Below are 20,852 nucleotides of genomic sequence, written 5' to 3' on the forward strand. Positions count from 1 at the left end.
CATTCTCCCGCTGCTCCTCCCGCGTTCGCTTTGCCTCGCTACTCTCCTCCCGCCCAGCCCGGTACAGGAGAGGTACGTCCATGAGCACCCCGGTCCACCGCACCTCGGCACAGCGGCCCGGGGCCGCTGTGCCGCCGCGCCGGCAGCGCCTGCTTCCGAGCAGGACGGGACACCTGCCCGGCGACTTTGCCGAGCGCGCCCTCCTCGCCGTCCAGGCCGGCGCCGGCAACCGAGCGGCGACCGCGATGGTGCAGCGCGCCAGGAACACGGCGCAGGAGAAGGCGCCCGGCAACGGCGGAGCGGCCGCCGGATCGCGCGGTTACCGTGACCGGATCGCCGCGGTCCTCGACCGGCTGAAGAAGAACTTCGAATTCATCGACACCTTCGTCAAGGGCGTCCAGGTGCCCGCCAACGCCGGCTTCTCCCAGCACGCCTCCGCCACGGTCGACGCCGGCCTCAAGCACTCCGCCGCGGCCTCGGGCGGCGCCGCCGGCTCGGAGAGCCTCGTAGCGGAGGCGGTCGGCGCCGCACTCGACGGCATGGAAGCGGCCAAGGCCAGGAAGGACGCCGAGAAGCACAAGAGCGGGGCCGCCTTCCACGGCGCGGACAAGAAGTACACCTCCAAGTCGAGCGAGGCGGTCATCAGCGCCGCGAGCGCGGGAAACTACGCCCTCGGGATCGCCAAGGAGCTGACCAAGGCCGAGAAGGCGGCACACGCCATGGCGGCGGCCGAGGCGAGCGGCATCGGCTCCAGCGTCGTCGGCGCGGCGAAGGGCGGGCGGGCCGCCCGCCGCTTCGGCCTGACGGCCCGCAAATACCGTGCCCTGAAGGGCCTGGAGAAGCCGGACCGCACCGCCGAGGGCGCACTGACCCGGCTGAGCCAGGCGCGGGAGAACGCCGAATGGGCCGCCGCCGAGGCGTACGTCGCGCTGGACGCCCACTGGGACCATGAGGGCGAGGACCGGCTGGAGCGCGTGTCCGACGCCATCGACGCGGCCTGGGCGGCGATGGGCGACGCCCGCGACGCGGCGCGGGACTTCCAGCGCGCCGACGACGTGAACTCGATGAACACGGTGCTCACGTACGCGCTCGCCAAGCAGCGCAACAAGATGGGCAAGCAGGCGTTCACCGCCGTGGGCGAGTCCACCAAGGCCGCGGGCGGCGTCGTGACCGCGGTCGCCGCGACGGCGGGCGGGGCCGGCCTGGCGAGCAACCCGGTCGGCTGGGGCCTCGCCGCCGGCGCGGCCGGCCTCATCCTCGGCGTCACCGCCTACAAGGCGACCCGCGCGGGCATGAAACGCTACGACGGGGCCCGCCACCCCGAACGCTGGGCGGCGCAGGACGCGACCCCGGCGGCGCCCGCCTCCCGCGAGGACGCGCTCAAGGAGGCCCTGAAGTTCTGGAAGAAGGTGGAGAACGGCGAACGCCAGGCGATGGCGCGCAAGATCTACGCCTTGGCGGCGGGTCCGGACATCAAGGGGAGCGGCCACACGACGGCCGAGATGCGGGACTCGGCCCGAGCCCTCCTCATCGCCCTCAAAGCAGGCCCCGCCAACCAGCGTCTGACGCCCGAGGAGTGGGCGGACTCCCTCAACACCCCCGAGAAGACGGCCGCCTGGGTCAAGGAGATAGCCGAACAGCTGTCCTCGGCGTGACCGTGCCTCGTGCGGGGAGCGCCCCCGCACGAGGCCCGGGGCGCTGCCCGTCCGCCCGGTCAGCGCAGCAGCGCGTCGAGGAACGGACTGGACAGCACGTGGTGGGGGTCGAGCCGGTCGAGAGCGGCGACCGCCTGGTCCCAGCCGGGGCCGCCGCCGGCGCGGTGGCTGGCCGGGACGGCACGGGCGAGGACGTCCGGGTCGGACCACGCGGCGGTGTCGGTGTACGCCCAGCCCTTGGACCACTCCACCCGCACCGTGGCCCGCTCCCCGTCCAGGGCCAGGAGGAACCGCTCGATGTCGCGGTAGAAGCGGTGCAGAGCGGGCGTCGTCGGCAGGGACAGGACGTCGATCCACACGGCGGTGTCGACGTCGGGCCGGTCGGGGCGCGGCCGCAGCGCGGACAGCAGCGGGGGCCGCGCGCCGGGGACACCGCTCACGGACGGGTCCTCGAGACCGGTCACCCGGATCTCCACCTGGCCGTTGACCGGGTACTCGCCGCGCGCCGCGTACTGCGCCAGCAGGGTGCGGTAGAAGTCGGCGAACTGGCTGACGACCCACTGCAGATCGGCGCGGCGGGTGAGCACGGCGTAGCCGTTGGCGGTCTCGCGCAGCGTGGTGGGCCGCACGTACTGGAGCAGGTCGCGGGAGGCGCCCCACAGGTCCGAGCGCAGGCCGCCGGCCAGCAGGTGGGTGAGCACGTCACCGGTCAGCACGTCCCGTACGAGGTTGCCCGAGAGCAGGACGTCGGTGATGTCGCCGGTCAGCGCGACCTTGGTCAGCAGGTACTGGACCTGCCCGAAGAGCGGCGCGCTCGCCCACGCCCCGGAGACCAGGTCTCCGGCCAGCCGGGCCACCGGTTCGGGCAGCGAGTCGGAGAACGGGTAGTTGTACGGCCCGTCGACCGCGCGGGAGGCAAGCGGCCGGTTCGCGGCGACGCTCCAGACCTTCAGCCAGGGGCGGTCCGTGAAAGCGAACCAGATCGCCTCCACCCGCCCGGTGCGGTCCACGAAGCCGGCCAGGGTCCGGGTGCCCGCCGGGGCGCCGGGCGCGGCGAACAGTTCGGCGGCCGGGATGTCCACGAAGGACTGGCAGCGCAGATGGTGGTCGGTCCCCACCCGCAGAACGGCCTCGGTGATGAGCGAGCGGCCGAGGTGGGTGAGGAGCGCGTCGCAGTCGGGATCGGCCCGGCCCACGGTCCGCAGGACATAGCGGCCGGCCTGCCCGTCCCAGACGACGGCGGTCAGCTCGGTGACCAGGTTGCTCAGCGAGCCCAGGCCGTGACCGGCCGACGGGCGCTCGCCGACGGCCGCGACGGCCGTGCCGTGCGCACCGATGGCCAGCGCGCCGCCGACCGAGAGGTCACCGGGGGCCGGCGCGGACGCCACCCCGTATCCGCTCGCGCCGGCGAACCTGAGCAGCGTCTCCAGTGACGCGCCCGCCTGGACCCGGACGGCGGCCGAACCGTCGGCGGCCCGCTGCTCCAGCGACATGGCGGTGAGGTGCGCGGTGGTGTCCAGCAGGACGACCCGGGTCGCGGCGGGGGTGCCGTCGGCCACGGTGAGGGGCGCCCAGCCGTGCCGCTGTCCTTGCGCGCGTACCGTCCAGCCCGCGCCGTGAGCCCAGTTGACGACGTCGAGCACCTGCTGCGGGCCGCGCGGCGCGCACGTCCACAGCTGGTCGGTACGGATCTCACCGGCCCAGTTCTCGTACGCGCGCTGATAGACGTCGATCCCCGCCGGAAAGCCGGGCGGCGACGCCGAGGCCGCGTAGGCGCTGCCCGGCCGCACCAGCCCGCGCAGCAGCCAAACGCCGCCGCCCGCGGCGGCCGACGACGCGAGCAGCCTGCGCCGGGACAGCCCGCCACTCTGTTCCGAAGGACCGTCCGTCATTCCCCGCACCCCCACGACTCGCCCCGATCCGGCCCTATCAGGCCGGCCGATCACGCAGATTACCCAGCAGGAAAGCTCCCACGGTCATACGTTCGGTCCGTTCACGTAAACGAGTGAATGCCCCGCGAATCGCTCGCTCCGCTCAACTCCTGCCATATAAAGCCCCACCGCCAGGACGGCGCCCAGCGAGAGCGGACGCCGGCCTAGGTCGCCGACGGGCCCGGGGGAGCGGCCGTGCCGCGGGCGTTCCACCTGATCAGCAGGGTCGCGGCCACGAGGGACAGCACCGTGAACGCCGCGGGCAGCGCGACCCCGGCGGCCCCTCCTCGCCACAGCCGCGCGTTGCCGAGCCAGGCCACCGGCAGGTCCACGAGGAGCAGGCCCAGGCCGGTCGGCCAGTAGCGACGGCGGGACCTCTCCCGCACGCCCGAGACGACGAGCACTGCCGGGACGACGAGCATCAGCGCCGTCACCAGGGCCCGGTCGGGACGCGGGTCGAAGTCCTCGCCGCCGGGGATGAACAGCGCCACGGCGGTCAGGACCAGACCGAGCAGGATCCGGCCCCTGCCGGGCCGCTTCTCCCGGACGGGGCCGAGCGGCGGCGCGGCGGCGGGGACCGGCGCCGGCGCCGCGGGAGGCGGCGGAGCCGGTGCCGTGGCGATCCGGCGGGCCGGGGCGTTGACCGCGCTCATCGAACCGTCCAGCCCGTAGACGAACAGCGCGATGTCGTTCTCGGCGGCGTACGCGACCGCGGGGGCGGCGTAGCTGCTGCCCGTGAAGAAGAGCAGGTCCTTGTCCATGGCACGGCCGCGGGCGCCGAACAGCCGCTGCACCTCGGGCCGCCCCACCGCGGCCCCCTGGTACTTCACCTGCCCCAGCGCCCGTCGCGAGCGTACGTCGACTCCACCGTCGCTGCCGCCGGGCCGGGCACGGGCGTCCTCGAACCCCCAGTGGCGCATCCAGGCCGCGGCATTGTGCTCGGCCTCCTGCCAGGACTGGATCCGGCGTCCGGCCGGAGGCTCCACCACAGGGACCGCCGCAATGTCTTCGCTCGTCACAGCCATGAAGTATCGCCCACGTGTGCTCACACACCGCCCACACCTGCTCCGAGCTCTCGAACTCGTGGTCGCCCGGAGCGATACGCTGGCGAGCGGCCAGAGGGGTACGGTCTCGGGGACGCGGCGCGCGGGAATCGGCGGCCGCTCTCGCCGGCTGTGACGCGGCGGCCGTGGATCCCGCCCGTGCCGTTCAAGTGGCCCACGGCGGGCGCGGCACGGAGAGTGGGAGGTCATGGACGGCGCGACGGCCGAGACCGCGAAGCGGACGGGTGTGCACAAGAGACTCGCGCGGATCGCGCGGTCCGCTCCGGAACTCTCCGTGGTCGCCCGGCTCGCCCATCTCCAGTGCGCGGTGGGGAACGCCGCCGTCCTGGGCATGCTGGGAAACCGGCCGACTGCCGCGGACGAGGCATCGGGGACACCGAATCCTGCCCCTTAGACCCTTCCTCGGCGACGCGTGCATCGCCTACAACGAGGAGGCAAGGGAGCCTAGTCGTCAGAGAGGACCGCCTGTGCACTCCGTCGATCGGGAGCGCCCGAAGGCCGGCGAGCGGACACCGGGCGGTGCGCGCCGGACACAGCCGCCGACGACCATGAGCAGTGCCTGGGTGCGCCACCTCCAGCGGGTGGCCACGGAAGGAACCACCTCGCCGCCCACTGGAGCCGACCGGGAGACCGGAACCCCCGACCAGGTCGCGCCGCAGCCCGCGGGCGCGGAGCTCATCGCCCGGCTCAGCCAGTCGATCGAGCAGCACACGACCCAGAGCAAGATGAAGAAGAACGTCGTCGCGCCGGGCACCTGGTGGCCCGAGCAGTGGATGACCGCGGGGCCGGCACGACTCAGGAAGACCCTGGACCGGCGGGTGATGCGCGGCGAGGTGTTCAACGACCAGGAACTGGCCGACATCAAGCACCTCTCCGAAGTGAACGCGCGGTGGCTCGACGAGGTGGGCATCGGCACCTACGAGCAGGCCGCGACCTACACCAAGGGACGCTTCGACGACTGGCTCAAACTTCCCGCGGGCAAGCGTGTGCTCACCGCCACCCTCGCCGTCCGGGCCAACCACCCCACCGTACGGGAGGCGGGCCGGGACACGCCGATCTCGCCGGACTACACGCTCGGCCGGTTCATGCTCACGCAGGGACCCGCCACCGCGCCGGAGGAGAAGCGGGAACTGGAGCGCGAGCGCGACCAGCAGATCCGGGCGACGGCCGTCGACACCCTGTACCCGGCCGGGATCGCGTCCGAGCGCCTGCACCCGGACGGCATCCCCGAGACGGCCCCGACACAGGGCAAGGGCAAGGACAAGGGCGGCAGCACGGCGCCGGACTTCGTGGGCCAGGACGCACGCGCCCGCGAGATGCTCACCAGAGTGCTCCTCATCCTGCAGCACGGGCTGAAGCTGTACGACCCGAAGGCCGGCGCGCACGTGGCCGACTACGAGAAGGACGTCATCCGTGCCCTCGCCCACGGCGGACGGGTCAACATACGTATCCCCGCGCTGAGTTCCGCGAGCGCACCGGCCTACGCGCTGCCGGAGTTCCTGGGAGTGACCCAGGACGACCGGACGAACACCCGCGCGGGAGACGTCGTCGACCGGGGCTTCGCCACGCACCGGACCTCCATCGGGGCCAACAAGGAGGGCAAACCCGGTACCTTCAAGGAGAAGGGCGGCCCCGTCGCGTCGCTCACCAACATGGTGTCCGTCGGCGCCGACCGCCCGGACCTGTGGGGCCAGAACATCTCCGGCGGCGGTCTCGGCTCCAAGGACTGGAACGGCGACGTGGTGCTGCCGGACGGATCGCACGGCCACATGCTGCTGGTCCACCACCGGCCGACCACGCGGAAGGACGGCTCGCTCCAGATCGGCATCGAGACCCTCGCGCCCCACGCCACCAGTCCGGTGGGCTACCAGCACGACTTCCGCTCCACCGAGGCCACCGCCAACCCGGAGTCCGTCCTGCACGGCCACAAGGGCGACAAGGTCGGCTCCGGCGGACTGAGCAAGAACGAACGGCTCGTCGAACTCGCCGAGTTGGGCAAGCGCCACGCCAGCGGGGACTGGCGCGTCTTCCTGGACGAGGTCAAGAAGCAGTGGGACGCCGCACTGGCCGAGACGGAGGAAGGATCCAAGGAACGACTGGCCCTCTACCAGGGCCTGGTCGGACCACGACAGCCGAAACCCTGACGGCGCCGGCAGCGACGACCCAGCGATCTCGACCGAGTGCGCCCGCGCCCTACTACCGGGGCGGGCCACACGACGCACCGACGCTGCCTCATGGGGCAACTCACCATGCCCCCGAAGCCCGGCACGACGCAACAGCGGGCGATGTCAGAGCAACGCCACGACGCCGTCCCGATCCCCGGGCAGCCCGGCCGCACGGAACCACGACCCGTTCCCGGCGATGCCGCCCGTGGCGCCGTCGGTGCGCACGAAGGCCCGTAGCAGATCGCGTTGGGCCGGAGTGAGCGGGCGGGCCGGGTCGTAGCCACCGGGGAAGGCTCTGAACAGGATCGGCCCGCGTTCGAAGTCAACGATCGACGTGTGGGAGGCCACGATGGCGACAGCCACCGGTGCCACCTCCTCGAACGATTCGGCCAGGGCGAGCGCGGAACGCAGCACGGTGAACCGGAACCGCCCGTCCAGCCCGGGCAGCGGCTCGGAGAACCAGCCGTCCGTCGTCCGCGGCTCCCGCAGCGCGTCGAGGAGGACGGCGAGAGCGCGTGGCCGATCGACCTGGGCGGGACCGAGCGCGGCGCAGACCCGCACGGCCGGATCGGAGTCGGCGAGCAGATCGGAGGTGTCCGTCCCCCACACACCGAGCGCCCGCGCGACACCCGCCCGCTCCCGCCGGGTCTCCATGGTGCCCAGCCGGGCCCGCAGCAGCGCGACGGCCCGTGGCACCCGGTCGGTGAGCCCTGGGGCGCACAGGAGCGGCAGTGCCGCGCCGAGCGCGGCCTCACGAACGTGGGCGTCGGCAGAGGAAAGGAACGGCTCGACGGAGTCGTAGAGGGCCGGGCGTATGCTCCGGCACGCGTGGAGTGCGGCGCGCTCGTCAGGGTCGTGCTCGCGTCGCGCCGCGTCGTGCCAGGGCTCCCACTGCCAGTCGGCTCGGTCCCGCACCGGATCTTCCCCGTAGGCGGCCGACGCGGCCACTTCCCCCAGCCGGCCGAGCAGGGCGGCCCGCAGGGTGCGCGGCGGCCCACCGTCCCACGGAAAGTACCCCTCGTGCTCGGCAGAGCCCATGGGATGATCGAGAATCGCGGCGACGAACAGCGCCACGGGCGCGGTGGCGGTGTACAGCGAGCCCTGATGCGACACGGCCGTGTCCAGCGCGGCCAGCGCCTCGAACCGCGCCCCGGGGTCCTCGTCCACGAGGGAGCACAGAAAGACAGGTATGTCCTCGGCGGGGCCGTAGGCGTGATGGAGGGAGTGCCAATCCGTCTCCACCAGCAGCTCTCGGGCCGCCGTCGGCAACCCGCTCAAGATCCCCGTCATGCGGGCGCCCTGTTCATCCGTCATGCCCGCACCCTGCCGGCAGCCACTGACATGGCCCTCTTCCGATCCAGGCTGTGAGCGGCTCGGACCGGCACCCGCAAGGGGGAAGCGGGCGGTGGACGTGCTGCCCCACCCGCTCGGTCCCGCTGCCCCAGTCCTTGCTCACGATCAGCTCCGTTCGAAGCAGTGGGAGTGGCCGATGACGGAGAAGCCGCGACGCTCGTACCAGTGTCGTGGCCAGTCCGTCGCGTCGGCGATCAGGAACCGGGTTCCGCAGTCGTTGCCGATGGCCAGGCCCAAGGCGGTGGTGAGGACGGCGTCCGCGTAACCGCGCCCGAGGTGGGCCTCCGAGGTGATCAGGTCCTCGATCTGGGCTGTTCCGGTTGCCGGGTCCAGATAGAGGTCGGCCCAGGAGGCGACCTCGCCCTCCTCCGTGCGGGCACCGAGGAAGTGGACGACATCGGCCCCGCGGCGACGCGCCTCGCGTCGGTCGACGAGGTGGCGTATGACCTCGTCGTCGGCATCCGGAAGGAAGCCCCGCCAGCGCCGGGTGAGTGGGACGCGGATCGTGTCGAGGTCCACTTCCGCCGCGGGCCCGCCGGCCGGCGCCGGGCCGGCGTGCAGCATGACCAGATAGGTGGAGTGGGTGTAGCCCGCCCGGGTCAGCCGCTCTGCGCACGCCATTCCGACTTCGTCGTCAAGGACGGAGACCATTCGGTGCGGCAGATGCCCCAGCGCCTCCTCCGCGATGGAGACGAGCGCCTCGGGGGCAACGGCCGCGTCGATGACGACCTGGTTGTTCGCGTGGGAATGCGCGAAGGCATCGTCATGTACGGCGAATCCGCCTGGCAGGTCGACGACGCGCGCGGCCTGGCGGCGGGCGAAGGCCGACAGGAAGGAGTTGATCCGCTGTAGTTCAGAGTTCGGCATGGGGGGAGCGTAGGCAGCCGTCGACCAGGGCCGCCTACGAATTACCTCTGGTGGGGCGCAGGCTCCTCGGGGCCCGACTGCGAACACGTGCGCTATAGTTGATCTCGATCTGGCCGCCGGAAGTCCGGTGGGCCGGTCGCGCGTCGGTGGTCCAAGGAAAGACGTCCCGCTTCCTGCGGGGAGATGCAGGTGCAAGGCCTGCCCGGCGCTCCATCCAGACCCCGTCTCCGGTACATCGGAGACGGGGTCTTCGCATGCCGGGACGCCCGAAGTCCCGGCAGTGCCACCCGGTGCCATGGCACCGAGACCCAGGCGCACGCGCACCGCTGGAATCCACGCGCCACGCGGCCGCCGCCTCGTACGGCGCCCTCTCCCCACCGCGCACCGGACCATCGCATGTGTCGGCGTGAGCCCGTGGAGCGATCGTGAAGGCCCTGTGACGACAGTGTCGGTGGGGCCGCTTATGCTGCACCGGACGATCATGCGAAACCAGGGGAGGGTGTGGCATGTTCCGCAAGTTGTTCGGCGGGGGCGAGAAGAGACCGGCGGTGGATCCGTACGCCCTGCCCGCCCGGCGCAAGAACGGCGTGTACCCAGTGGACGCGCTCGGCGACGTGCGGGTGCTCGCGCTCGTGCAGGCGGCCGAGGCGGGGGACTGGGAGGCGGTCAAGGCCGGCCTGGCCCCCTTCGATCTCGGCCGTCAGCACCGGGTTCTGGCCGAACTGGCCGACGTGGACGGGGTGCAGGACTGGATCGTCCAGGCCGCCGAGGAGGACAAGGAGTACCGGGCGACGGCCCTGCTGATATCCGGGGCGCGCCACGTCCTCTGGGGCTGGGAGGCGCGCACCAGCGCACGTGCCGTCGACGTCTCCCGGGAACAGTGGCAGGTCTTCTACCAGCGGCTCCGTATCGGCGAGGACCAGCTCCTGGAGGCCGCCGAGCTGCGCCCTGAGTGGGTCACGCCGTGGCGCCGCCTCCTCACGTCCGGCCGAGGCATGTCGCTCGGCCTGGACGTCAACGAGGCCCGGCTCGACGCGGCCCTGCGCCGCGACCCGCTGGACCTGGAGACCCACATCGAGTGGGTGTCGTACCTCCAGCCCCGGTGGAGTGGCGAACCGGGCCAGGCCATGGAGTTCGCGCGGGAGGCGGTCACCGCCGCGCCCGAGGGCCATCGTCTCGGCTGCGTGGTCGCCCTGGCCCACATCGAGGACTGGGTGGAGTCGGACGACAAGGACTGCCTCGACACCCCGGCGATCCAGAACGAGCTGAAGGACGCGGCCAGGCACAGCATCCTCCACCCCGCCTACGAGCGGCGCCCCGGCTGGCAGGAGGACTTCAACATCTTCGCCATGGCCCTGTCGCTGGCCCAGGAGAGCGTCGTGGCCCCGCGCGTCTTCCACGAACTGGACGGGGCGTACACCGCATGGCCCTGGAAGTTCATGGCCCAGCCGGAGAAGATGTACGCCCACTTCCGACGACACGCCTGAGCCGCCACCGGGCCCGTGCCCCCACGGCACATCACCCCGCCGGTGAACCTCCGGCGCTCAGCGTCCCCACGACAGCCAATGGCAGCCGGCGACAGCCCACGGCAGTTGGCCGCGCTCGTGGCTCCACGGCAGCGCGCACCGCACCCGCGGTCCCACGGCGCCCCACCCACCCGCGGCCCGAAAGCACCTCGCTCCACCCGTCACCCGTCGCCCGTCGCCCGTCGAAACACCCGACCCCGGACTCCGAGATGACTCTGCCCGACACCCCCGCGAACCCGACCGGCGCCGACCGCGCCTTCCAGGTGGATCTGCGCGGCCTCGTCGATCTGCTCTCCCACCACCTCTACTCCAGCCCCCGCGTCTACCTGCGTGAACTCCTGCAGAACGCGGTGGACGCCCTGACCGCCCGGCACCGCCTCGAACCGGACGCCCCCGCCGACGCCTTCGGCATCCGCCTGTACGCCGACGGCTCGGTCGTACGCGTCGAGGACGACGGCGTAGGTCTCACCGAGGCCGACGTGCACACCTTCCTCGCCACCATCGGCCGCAGCAGCAAGCGCACCACCGGGGGACCCGAGGAAGAGCCCATTCGAGGCTGGGGGAAGATCGCCGAGCAACGCGGCGACTTCATCGGCCAGTTCGGCATCGGCCTGCTCTCCTGCTTCCTGGTCGCCGACGAGATCCACGTGGTGAGCCGCACCGCCCACACCCCCGACGCACCCGCCGTCGAGTGGCGAGGACGCGGCGACGGCAGTTACCGCGTCCGCACCCTGCCCGCCTCCGCCCGGCCCCGGCCCGGCACCACCGTCACCCTGACGCCGCGCGCCGACGCTGCCGAGTGGACCGCACCGACCCAAGTGCACGCCCTGGCACAGCACTTCGGCTCCCTGCTGCGGCACCCGGTGACCTTCGACGACGGCAGGGACCGCCCGGCCGACCCCGTCAACCCCGAGCCCGCCCCCTGGGCCCGTACCTATCCGACGCCGGGCACGCGCTCGCGCGCACTGGCCGCGTACGGCGAGGACGTCCTCGGCTTCAAGCCGCTGGACACCATCGAGCTCGACCTGCCCGCCGTGGGCCTGAAGGGCATCGCCTGCGTACTGTCCGAAGCCGTGCCCGCCGGACGCCGCCACGGCCACCGGGTGCACGTCAAGGGCATGCTGCTGTCCGAGCAGGCCGAGGAGATCCTGCCCGAGTGGGCGTTCTTCGTCCGCTGCGTCATCGACGCCGAGAGCCTGCGCCCGACCGCGTCCCGCGAGTCCCTGTACGAGGACGACACGCTCGCCGCGGTCCGCGACGCCCTCGCCGAACGGCTCAGGGCATGGATCGCCCGCACCGCCGCCAGCGACCCCGAACTCCTCTCCCGCTTCCTCCAGGTCCACCACCTGGCCGTCAAGTCGCTCGCCGTGCACGACGACGAGATACTGCGGATGCTGCTGCCGTGGCTGCCGTTCGAGACCACCGACGGACACACCACCCTCGACGAGTTCGCGCGCACCCACCGCACCGTGCTCGTGACCTCCAGCGTGGAGGAGTTCCGCCAGGTCGCGGCCATCGCCTCGGCCGCCGGGCTCGGCGTCGTCAACGGCGGCTACACCTACGACCGGCAACTGGTCCACCGGCTCCCCGAGATCCGCCCGGAGGCCGTCGTCGCCGACCTCGACCCGGCGACCCTCACCGCCCACCTCGACCCGGTCGACCGCGAGACGGAACTCGCCGCCGCCGCCTACCTCGCCCGGGCCCGGGACGCCCTCGCCGTCTTCGACTGCGACGTCGCGCTGCGCACCTTCCAGCCCGCCTCCGCGCCCGCGCTCCTCGTCGACAGCCGCGAGGCCCGGCACGAGCGCACCCGCTCCCGGCTCGCCCGTGAGCAGGAGGGCGGACTGTGGGGCGACATCCTCGGCCACCTCAGCCGGCAGGAGCCGCGCGCCCAGCTGATCCTCAACCAGCTCAACCCGCTGGTCCGCGCCGCCGTCGCCATCGACGAGCCCGAACTCGCCCGCACCAGCGCCGAAGCCCTCTACGGACAGGCCGCGATGCTGTCCCGGCGCCCGCTCCGGCCCGCCGAGTCGAGCCTCATCAACCGTTCCTTCCTCGACCTCCTCGCCCACGCCCTCCGCAAGGACAGCTGACGATGCCGACCGCACCCCAGACCACCGACGAGCTGTACCAGGAGCTCCGGGAGAACGACCGCCGCCCCTACGGCCGCACCCGCACCGTCACCGCCGAGGAACTGGCCGAGGCCGCCGAGCAGTTCGACGATCCCGAGCCGCTCATCGACGCGCTCCTCGAACTCCAGGAGGCGTACACCTACGGCTCCGAACCGCGGAAGTCGCCCGTCGTCTTCGCCCGCCTGCTCACCCTCCTCGACGAGCAGCCCGACGTCTTCGACGAGCGGCAGCGCAACCAGCTCTTCTGGCGGTTCAAGTGGGTGGCCAACGCCTTGCGCGCCCTGCCCGAGGTCCCGTTGTCCGGCCTGCGCCAGTGGCTGACGGAGATGCGCGACCGGTACGAGAAGGCCGGCCTCGGCCTCCAGCCCTACTACGGGCAGGTCTACCAGCTGGCCGACCACCTGGGTGAGGACACCACCGCCGCCTACGAACTGTGGGCGGCCCGCGCCCGCACCCCGTACAGCGACTGCGAGGCCTGCGAGATCTGCGAGCGCGCCCGCCACCACCTCACGGCCGGCGACGACCAGCGGGCGCTGCGAACCTGGGAGCCCGTCCTCGCCGGAAAGCAGTCCTGCCAGGAGGAGCCGGCCCGCTCCGCCTCGTACGCGCTGCTGCCCCTGCTGCGCGCCGCCCGCGCCGACGAGGCCCGCACGCTGCATCTCACCGGGTACCGCGCCTGCCGTCGCAACCCCGCCATGTCCGGAGAGGTCGGCCGGCACCTGGAGTTCTGCGCACTGACCGGCAACGAGGCGCGCGGCCTGGAACTGCTCGCGGAGAACCGGAACCTGTTCGACGAGGTCGACTCGCCGCTCGACCTGCTCAGCTTCCTCACCGGCGTCGAGGTCCTCCTCCAGCGCGTCGAGCTCCTGGGCCACGGCGAGCTGCCCGCCGCCGGATACGCCGGCCGCACCTGGTCCGCGGCCGCCCTGCGCGCCGAGGTCCGCGACCGCGCCGACGACCTCGCCGCCCGCTTCGACGCCCGCAACGGAACCACGGCCCACGCCGACCGCCGCCGGGCCCGCCTGGAACGCGCCCCGCTCCTGGCGGCGCTCGAACTGACCCTGCGCGTCCGCACCCTCGAAGACGTGACCCCGGCCGCACCCGCGCCCACCGCGGCCACGTCCACCCCCGCGCCCGCCGCCCTCCCCGAATCGCTCACCGAACTCATCGTCCGGACAAGGTCGTTGGACGAAGAGGGTCACCCGGACGCCAAGGCCCGCTGGGCCCGGCTGCGCACCCTGCTCGACGCCCCCGACTACACCCACCCCGACGACCCGGCCGTGGGCCCGCTCGCACGACTGCGCGCCGACCTACTGGCCGACGAGGCCGGAACGGCGGGGGAGCGGGACGACTTCGCCAGGTCCACGGCCCTGTACGAGCAGGCCGCCGCCCGCTACGAGGAAGCGGGCCTGCCGGGCGCCGCCGCGCTCGCCCGCGCCGCCGCGCTGCTCGCCACCGCCGAGAAGGCCGGCGAGGACGCCGACCCGGCCGAGAAGGCCGCCGCGCTCACCGACGCCCACGCCGCCATGGTGCGGCTGCACGAGGAGACACCGGACCTCGCGCCGCGCCAGGAGGCCCGTCTGCTCAGGCTGCGGGCGAGCGTACTCGGCCTGCGCCTGCAGACCTCGGGAAACGAGGAGCACGCGGCGCCGGCGTTCGCCGAGGTCGACCTGCTGCACGAACACGCCGTCCGGCACGAGGTCGGACAGGTCTCCGGCGCCCGGCTGCTGCGGGCCAGCACCCACGCCCTCACCGGTGACCTGCCCGCCGCCGTCGCCGAGGCCGACGCCCTCGTCGAGCGGCTGCGGGCGGACGGTCCCGCCTGGCACCTGCCCCGCACACTCGTGCTCCGCGGCCAGATCCACCTCGGTCTCCGGGACGCGGAGGCCGCGCACGCGGACCTGACCGAGGCGCTGCGGCTGGCCGCCGACTGGCCGGCGCACGCGACCGACACCGGTCGCGTGCACGCCCTGCTGGCCCAGACCTGCATGCGGCTGGGGCGCCCGGACGAGGCGCTGCGGCACCTGACGCGCTCGGCCGAGCTGGACCTGCGTCGCGGCAGTCGCACCGCCGCGTACTGCACCTACAGCAACGCCGCCCAGCTCACCCTGGACCTGGGCCGTGTCGAGGACTGCATCGCCCTGCTCGACTCGCTCCTGCTCGAACCCGACGTCGTCGCCGGCGAGCTGGACGACAGACTGGTCGCGCAGCTGCGGCTGACCCGCGCCCGGGCGCTGCACGCGGGCGAGGACCTGAAGGCCGCCACGGCGGAGTTCGTCTCCCTCGCGGCGGAGTCGGCCGGCTGGGACGACGACCCGTCGAGCCACGCCATGATCGCCGCGGAGACGGCCGTACTGCTCGGCGAGTCCGGCGAGTTCGACCGCGCCCGCGAGGCCGCCCGGCAGGCGCTCGCCGCCCACGCCCTGGCCCCGCGCTACGAGCAGCTCAGCAGCTGTCTGCGCGAACTCGCCCGGCTCCAGGCCCAGCAGCAGGGCGCGGAGGGCCTGGCCGGAGCCCTCGCCCACCTCGCCGACGCCGGCCGGATCGCCGACGAGGCCCGCGCCGCCGGTTACGAGGCCCGCGACCGCTCCCTGGACAGCGCACTGGCCTACGAACACGGACGGGTCAACGCCTACGCGGGCGAGTACGAGGCCGCCCTGACCGCCCTGGACGAGGCGCTCGCCCTGCTCGGCGAACCGGGGGAGGAGCAGGGACACGCCGGTGAGTGGGCCGAGTGCGTCCGGCTCGCCGGGGCGGTGGAGGGCATCTACCTGAAGCGCCCCGCACCCGCCCTCCCCCGCCTCGACGCGGCGGTCACCCGCCTGACCGCGCTGGGCCACACCGAGGAGGCCAAGCCGTTGACCTCCCTGGCGACACAGCTGCGCGAGGGGGAGTGACCCGAAGGGCCGCGTTTCACAGACAGGGAGCCAGAGCCCCTTCACACGAACGAGGAAACACCCCGCAACCGTGACGAATCGGTCCGTGTGAAGTGATCTCGCGCGGTCGTGCAACCCACCGCGCGGGTTCGGGAGTACCTACGAGCGGATGTCCGAGCCGCGACGCCGTCCCGGTGATCGCGGCAGGCCGGCACGCGGGCCCAGCGTGTCGGCCGTCGAGGACCGCCCGGCGCGGTGCCGGGCGGCAGCTCCGAAGGGAAAGTACTCCATGGCTCTCAGTCCTGGCAGGAAGGCGGCCAGAGCGGCCGTCGCCGTCGCCGCTCTCGGCGGGATGTCGTTCGGCGCCTCCGCGATCGCGGCGACGCCGGGCCCGGCCGCCCACAAGGCGTCGGCGCCCGCCTCCGCCGCCGCACGAACCGCTTCCGCTCACCAGCGGACGCCGCGCCCGCCGCAGGTGGTCACGCAGATGATCGGCCGCGGCACGGTGGACGGCCACCGCTGGTCGGTGGCGCTGGAGTTCCACCGCACGCTGCCCAAGGGCTACACCCTGCCCACCCTCCCGGACGGGACGACGCCCGTCGCCTCGTCGCTGCTGTGCCAGCGCATGTACATCGGCGGCGTCCGCATCGACCACCAGGGCGGCCCGTGGGCCGACTGCCAGCCGGTCGACGGCGCCCACGATGCCCGCGTCGCGGGGGAGTTGGGCCTGTGGGGCCTGCACGAGAAGGGCGTCAGCGGCAGCCGGCTGATGGTGGCCAAGCCCGAAGCCGCCGTCGCCTACGGTGTGCTGTCCCTGTCCGACGGCACGCGGGTGAAGGCGGTCACGGTCACCGTCCCCGGCACCGTCTACCGCGCCTGGGCCGCGCCCATACCCGACGGGCGGACCATCACCGCGGTCGACCAGTACGACGCCCGCCACCGCCTGCTCAGCCACGACACCAACTGGCACTGACCACTGAGACGAAGGACGGGCGCATCCTGCCGTGCAGCCTAGTGACCGCAGGGCCGCGGACAGCGGACCGGACGCGGACTTCACCCGGTTCGTCACCGCCCGCTGGCGGTCCCTGACCCACACCGCGTACCTCCTCACCGGCGACTTCCACGAGGCGGAAGACCTGGTGCAGACCACGCTGGCGAAGGTGTACCCGCACTGGCGGCGCCTGGAACCGGAGCGCGTCGAGCACTACGTCCGGCGCGCCCTGGTCAACACCAACCGCAGCCGGTACCGCCGCCGCAGGATCACCCACCTCCTTCTCCCGTCGCTGCCCGACACCGGTCCCGTCCACGACGACGGGGCCGGTGCCGGGGGCTCGGAGGTGCACGACGCACTGGCCCGCGGGCTCGCCGAACTGCCCGAGCGGCAGCGCGCGGTCGTGGTGCTGCGCTACTGCGAGGACCTGTCCGTCGAGGAGGTGGCGGACCTCCTCGGCTGCTCGGTCGGCACCGTGAAGAGCCAGGCGTCCCGGGCCCTGGCCAAACTGCGCAGCCGCTCGGCTCTCGCCCGCACCCACCGCCCCAGCCGCCCCGCAGAGGCACGATGACTCCTGACCACGACCAAGAAGACCGGCTGCGCGCCGCCGCCGCCCGATCACGCGACGCGCATCCCGCGTCCCAGGCTCCCGTCGACCGCATCCTGACCGCCGCGCGCGCCCGCAGGAAACGCCGCCGGGCCGCGGCCGCCGTGGCGAGCGCCGCCTGCGTCCTCGGCGTCGGCCTGGCGGTCCCTTTCCTGAAGCCGGCGCCCGACGCCGTCGGCGCCGCGGACCGGCCCTCGCCCCTCCCGACCCGCTCCGCAACCCCCACACCCGCCCCCGCTCCCGACACGGTCGGCGCCCGGGTGGCCGAGGGGACGACGGACGGCCACCGCTGGTCGGTGGCGTTGGAGTTCCACCGCACCCTGCCCAAGGACTACGCGCCGCCCACGCCACCCGGCGCGGCCACGGCGCCGAGCGCGTCGCTGCTGTGCCAGCGCATGGTCATCGGTGGGGTCCGCATCGACCACCAGGGCGGCCCCTGGTCCGACTGCCAGCAGGTCAACGGCGCCCAGGACCCCCGGGCGTCGGGGGAGATGGGCCTGTGGGGCCTGCACGAGAAGGGCCTCAGCGGCACCCGCCTGCTGGTCTCCAACCCCGAAGCCGCCGTCGCCTACGGCGTGGTGTCCCTGTCCGACGGTACGCAGGTCAAGGCGGCCACGGTCACCGTCCCGGGCACCGTCTACCGCGCCTGGGCCGCGCCCGTCCCCGACGGGCGGACCATCACCGCCGTCGACCAGTACGACGCCCACCACCACCGGCTCAGCCACGACACCGACTTGCGCTGACCGCCCCGACCGGCCCCGGCCGCCATACCACCCCACCGGCCACGGCCGCGAACGTCCAGTTCACCCGCGACCACGAGACCAGCGCGCCACGGGCGGCGGAGGACCGGTGAGTTCGCCGTCGGCCCCGATGTCCCGCCGGCGCTCCGCCTTCGCACCACGGACCGCCGAACCCGCTCGGCCCGCCGCGCCCGCCGGGCTCCTCGTCGCCGTCTGCCGGTCATGTACTACCGGCTGCTGTGGGAACTGCCGGACTGAGCACGCCTCGGGCAGCGGCGTGGTCAAGAGACCGGCCGTAGTTCTCCCAGGAGGATGCAGCGGTCAAAGGAAAAGGACGGCGTCGGGCGGCACGCGCACAATACCGTGCCGCCGGATTCCGGATACGTAAAAAACGCGGCGCCCTTATCCGTTTTTTCGCCTTCAGTTCAGGATGCCCACCGCGGTCACCGCTGAATTCAACAGTGTTCCGCTTCCTGTTGAAAAAGGATCGGTGACCGCTTCTTGAACCGGCGCCGGAGGATGGGTCAGAGTTCGGGGCAGCGGCACCCCCCATTGCGCCGCTGGACCGGCATCTCGCGTACCGCAGACGGCCGCCTCCTGTTCAAGGAGACCCGCCGGAACCCCATATGCGGACATGACATGCCCATGCAGAAAGGAAAGTCGTGCGCGTTTCTCGGATAACCCTGGTGGCCACCGCGGCAGGCACGCTGCTGTCGGCGGCTGTCGCCACGGGCGCCACCGCTCAGGCCGCCCCTTCCCCCACCGCGCCCCGCTACCAGCCGGCGATGGTCGCGGCCCTGGCCCACTCCCTCGGCGTCAGCGAGACCGCCGCCGTGGCCCGGCTCGACCACCAGGCAGCCCAGCAGGCCGAGTTGGGCGAGCTGAACCACGCGGGTGTGGCGACCGACGGCGCCTACTTCACCGCGGACGGCAAGCTGACGGTGAACGTCTCCTCGGCTGCCGCGGCCGCGCAGGTCAGACAGCACGGCCTGGCGGCACGCGTACCGCAGCGCGGCGAGCACGCCCTGAACCGCATCAAGGCGTCACTCGACACGCAGGCCCTGCGCAACGCGCCCGAGGGCGTCGCCTCGTGGTCGGTGGACCTGCCCAGCGACACCGTCACCGTGCACGTCGACCCGAGTCGTACGTCCGCTGCGGCGAAGTCGTTCCTCAAGGCGGCCGCCTCGCACGGCAGCGCGGTCCGGGTCGTCCGTGACGGGCAGAGCCTCGGCCCCCAGTCGACGATCTACCCGGGCAGCCCCATGACCTGGACCAACAACAAAGGCAGCTGGGTCTGTTCCGTCGGCTACGGCGCCCACGACTCCTCGGGCCGTCAGTACCTCGTGAGCGCCGGTCACTGCGTGGCCGACCTCACCGACCTGTACAACAACAAGTCGCACTTCGCGAAGGGCGTCGCGAGCCGCTACAAGCTGGGCACCCGGAGCGTCGACATGGGCCTCGCCCAGGTCGACTCGGACGACTCCATCGCCACCCAGGTCGGAACCTGGGGCACCGGAGCCAATATCGCCGTCAAGGGCAGCAAGCGCGCGGCCTCCGGCGCCTCGCTGTGCAAGTCGGGCCAGACCACGGGCTGGACCTGCGGCGCGGTCAAGTCGTACAACGTCTCCGTCACCTACATCGACGAGCACGGCGGTCCCGACACCGTGGTCACCGGTCTGGGCAGCTCGTCGGTGTGCACCGAAGGCGGTGACAGCGGCGGCGCGTACATCTCCGGCAACCAGGCGCAGGGCATGACCTCGGGCGGCCCCACCGACCAGCAGTGCTCGGGCGGCACCAACTCCAGCGGCTCGTCGTACTTCCAGCCCCTCGACGACGCCCTGTCGTACTACGGTCTGACGCTGAACACCAACTGACCACCGGGTCGCAAGGCAGAGGGCGGGTCCGCTCACGGCGGGCCCGCCCCGCGCGTATGATCCCGCACCACACGACGCGCACCAGCGATGCGGAGGCCCCATGAGAAGGCCGGACCCGGTCGGACCCACCGAAGGGGTCCCCGCCGCTGCCGGGCGGGAGACCGCCGCGGACACCGCCGGCCCGTTCGCGGCGGTGTTCCGCGACTGCGTCCAGCAGCGAGGACTCTCCCTGGACCGGGTCCGAGAACGACTGGCCGCCCAAGGAATCAACGTCAGCCTCGCCACCCTCAGCTACTGGCAACGCGGGCGCAGCCAGCCCGAACAGGCGCGTTCCCTGCGCGCCGTGGACGCCCTCGAAACCATCCTCGATCTGCCGGCGGGCACCCTGAGATCCCTCATCGGACCGAGTCGCCCCCGCGGCCGAACCACCAGCGAGGCCCCTGGACTGGACGCCTCGCGCCAGGTGTACGGAGAGCGGTCCCACGTCGAACGCGCCCTGGGCGCCGAATTCGCCCAGTTCAACAACGACTTCGTCTCGTTGTCCATCCACGAGACGGTGCGGATCGACGCGCGCCGCCGCTGCCGAGCCGTCGCCGTGAAGCAGGTGATACGGGCGACACGGGACGGGGCGCGCCACATCACCGTCGTACACGACGAGATCGCCGCGCAGACCGCGACCCTCACCGCTCACTACGGTCGGCTCGGCCCCGTACGCCGGCTGCCGGATCTGCGGACCGTCGTCGCGGAGATCCATTTCGGCAGGCCCCTGGCCCGCGACGAGAGCGCGCTGATCGCCTACACACTTCGCTACGGCCCCGAACCGGCGGAATGCCCGCACTACGAGCGGCGCGTACGCACCAGCCCGCACGAGTACCTGCTGCACATCTGCTTCCACCCCGACGCGCTGCCGACCAGCTGCCACCGCTACTTCAAGGAGCAGATCGACACACCCGCGCGCTACGAGCGCCGTGTCGCCCTGGACGTGTCGCACACCTCGCACATGCTGCTGCACAAGTGTCCACCCGGCGTGCACGGCATGTCGTGGAAGTGGCCCCGCTGACCGGCTCCCGC

The 20,852-nt window shown here is 72.8% G+C and carries 14 protein-coding genes; 10 read left to right on the forward strand and 4 right to left on the reverse strand.

The annotated features are described in order from the left end of the window. The first annotated feature begins 80 nt into the window (after positions 1-80). Positions 81-1,655, forward strand: a complete 1,575-nt coding sequence (locus ABEB07_RS18185; protein WP_345669292.1) for a hypothetical protein — start codon at positions 81-83, stop codon at positions 1,653-1,655. Between the two features lie 59 nt (positions 1,656-1,714). Here ABEB07_RS18185 and ABEB07_RS18190 read toward each other — a convergent pair whose 3' ends face one another. After that, positions 1,715-3,547, reverse strand: coding sequence for a cholesterol oxidase substrate-binding domain-containing protein (locus ABEB07_RS18190; RefSeq protein WP_345669293.1), 1,833 nt, complete (start codon positions 3,545-3,547; stop codon positions 1,715-1,717). Positions 3,548-3,750: 203 nt separating this feature from the next. Continuing rightward, positions 3,751-4,611 carry a restriction endonuclease gene (locus ABEB07_RS18195; RefSeq protein WP_345669294.1) on the reverse strand — a complete coding sequence of 287 codons (861 nt, stop codon included), beginning with the start codon at positions 4,609-4,611 and terminating at the stop codon, positions 3,751-3,753. A 587-nt stretch (positions 4,612-5,198) separates the two neighbouring features. Here ABEB07_RS18195 and ABEB07_RS18200 point away from each other — a divergent pair. Beyond that, positions 5,199-6,794 (forward strand): PE-PGRS family protein, encoded by a 1,596-nt coding sequence (locus ABEB07_RS18200; protein WP_345669295.1) that lies wholly within the window; start codon positions 5,199-5,201, stop codon positions 6,792-6,794. A gap of 144 nt (positions 6,795-6,938) precedes the next feature. Here ABEB07_RS18200 and ABEB07_RS18205 read toward each other — a convergent pair whose 3' ends face one another. Then, positions 6,939-8,129 carry a HEAT repeat domain-containing protein gene (locus ABEB07_RS18205; protein ID WP_345669296.1) on the reverse strand — a complete coding sequence of 397 codons (1,191 nt, stop codon included), beginning with the start codon at positions 8,127-8,129 and terminating at the stop codon, positions 6,939-6,941. A gap of 144 nt (positions 8,130-8,273) precedes the next feature. Next, the gene (locus ABEB07_RS18210) at positions 8,274-9,035 is read right to left on the reverse strand and encodes a GNAT family N-acetyltransferase (RefSeq protein WP_345669298.1); all 762 of its coding nucleotides are present in this window, start codon (positions 9,033-9,035) and stop codon (positions 8,274-8,276) included. Positions 9,036-9,541: 506 nt separating this feature from the next. On the opposite strand from ABEB07_RS18210, the gene ABEB07_RS18215 reads away from it, so the two are divergent. The 8 genes from ABEB07_RS18215 (at position 9,542) to ABEB07_RS18250 (ending at position 20,841) form a co-directional block, all read left to right on the forward strand. Next, positions 9,542-10,522, forward strand: a complete 981-nt coding sequence (locus ABEB07_RS18215; protein WP_176147725.1) for a hypothetical protein — start codon at positions 9,542-9,544, stop codon at positions 10,520-10,522. A 248-nt stretch (positions 10,523-10,770) separates the two neighbouring features. Further along, the gene (locus ABEB07_RS18220) at positions 10,771-12,654 is read left to right on the forward strand and encodes an HSP90 family protein (RefSeq protein WP_345669299.1); all 1,884 of its coding nucleotides are present in this window, start codon (positions 10,771-10,773) and stop codon (positions 12,652-12,654) included. A 2-nt stretch (positions 12,655-12,656) separates the two neighbouring features. Continuing rightward, on the forward strand, positions 12,657-15,590 hold the full coding sequence (locus tag ABEB07_RS18225; protein ID WP_345669300.1) for a hypothetical protein: 2,934 nt from the start codon (positions 12,657-12,659) through the stop codon (positions 15,588-15,590). A gap of 268 nt (positions 15,591-15,858) precedes the next feature. Next, positions 15,859-16,542, forward strand: a complete 684-nt coding sequence (locus ABEB07_RS18230) for a hypothetical protein (protein ID WP_345669301.1) — start codon at positions 15,859-15,861, stop codon at positions 16,540-16,542. A gap of 31 nt (positions 16,543-16,573) precedes the next feature. After that, the gene (locus tag ABEB07_RS18235) at positions 16,574-17,131 is read left to right on the forward strand and encodes a SigE family RNA polymerase sigma factor (RefSeq protein ID WP_164587669.1); all 558 of its coding nucleotides are present in this window, start codon (positions 16,574-16,576) and stop codon (positions 17,129-17,131) included. Further along, a complete protein-coding gene (locus tag ABEB07_RS18240) occupies positions 17,128-17,910 on the forward strand; it encodes a hypothetical protein (protein WP_345669302.1) in 783 nt (260 codons plus the stop codon). Before ABEB07_RS18235 ends, ABEB07_RS18240 begins: the two co-directional genes overlap by 4 nt. 683 nt (positions 17,911-18,593) lie before the next feature. Beyond that, a complete protein-coding gene (locus tag ABEB07_RS18245) occupies positions 18,594-19,781 on the forward strand; it encodes a S1 family peptidase (protein WP_459115380.1) in 1,188 nt (395 codons plus the stop codon). 100 nt (positions 19,782-19,881) lie between these two features. After that, the gene (locus tag ABEB07_RS18250; protein WP_345669303.1) at positions 19,882-20,841 is read left to right on the forward strand and encodes a helix-turn-helix domain-containing protein; all 960 of its coding nucleotides are present in this window, start codon (positions 19,882-19,884) and stop codon (positions 20,839-20,841) included. Positions 20,842-20,852 lie beyond the last annotated feature (11 nt).

The organism is Streptomyces similanensis, from assembly GCF_039543625.1.
GTDB classification, from domain to species: Bacteria; Actinomycetota; Actinomycetes; order Streptomycetales; family Streptomycetaceae; genus Streptomyces; species Streptomyces similanensis.